This window comes from Vibrio sp. 10N.261.52.A1 (assembly GCF_002876325.1).
Taxonomy (GTDB): Bacteria; Pseudomonadota; Gammaproteobacteria; order Enterobacterales; family Vibrionaceae; genus Vibrio; species Vibrio chagasii.
In genome coordinates this window covers 1-554 of sequence record NZ_MCYD01001443.1, presented here as the reverse complement: position 1 = coordinate 554, position 554 = coordinate 1, and the positions used below count along the sequence as shown (strand labels likewise).

The 554-nt window shown below is 41.3% G+C and carries 1 protein-coding gene; it reads right to left on the bottom strand.

Translation table 11 applies throughout. The features are described 5' to 3' along the window. Window positions 1-15: 15 nt before the first annotated feature. Window positions 16-423 (bottom strand): hypothetical protein, encoded by a 408-nt coding sequence (locus BCT81_RS28950; RefSeq protein WP_025506584.1) that lies wholly within the window; start codon window positions 421-423, stop codon window positions 16-18. Between the last annotated feature and the right edge of the window lie 131 nt (window positions 424-554).

Here is a 554-nt window from a genome sequence, read left to right as displayed (position 1 = left end):
GCCTTAAACGCCTTGTTAGGCACCATTTCGCAAGTCATCCCTTAACGCACTAATAATTTTCCTCGCGTCCGAGTCTACTTTGCCAAAAAGCTCATCTGCCTTTGGAGAACCCGTTTCACAATCATGTAATTCAGCACGATCAAACATGTGACTGTCAATCAGCTTTTGCAGTTCAGTGTCTTCAACAAGTAATAGTGTTTGTGATAGAGACCCTAAATCCTCAAACGGACTGTTGTCTTCATTTTTAAAACCCATATTAGCTAAATCTTTTACAGCTGCTGAATAGGCAACTAGCTTTTTATCTCTTAGCCAACTGTTTATCTCTTTTTTTACTATGAACGGTTGAAGCACAAAGATATCGATGAGTTTTACCAGTAACCCACCAACTCCAAATGCACCAACTAACTGAATAAAACTATCCATGAAAACTCCTAAGTGCCTAACGCCCTGTTAAGGTGTGAGCAACGCAATACCGATGCCGCCGCATACCACCTTAAACACCAAACACAACGCATAGTAAAAATGCCACGCGTTGCGAATGATCTTCACCCGAT

What these genes read in the sequence shown, in the direction of transcription:
- BCT81_RS28950 (WP_025506584.1), bottom strand. Translation starts at nt 423, where the DNA reads ATGGATAGTTTTATTCAGTTAGTTGGTGCATTTGGAGTTGGTGGGTTA.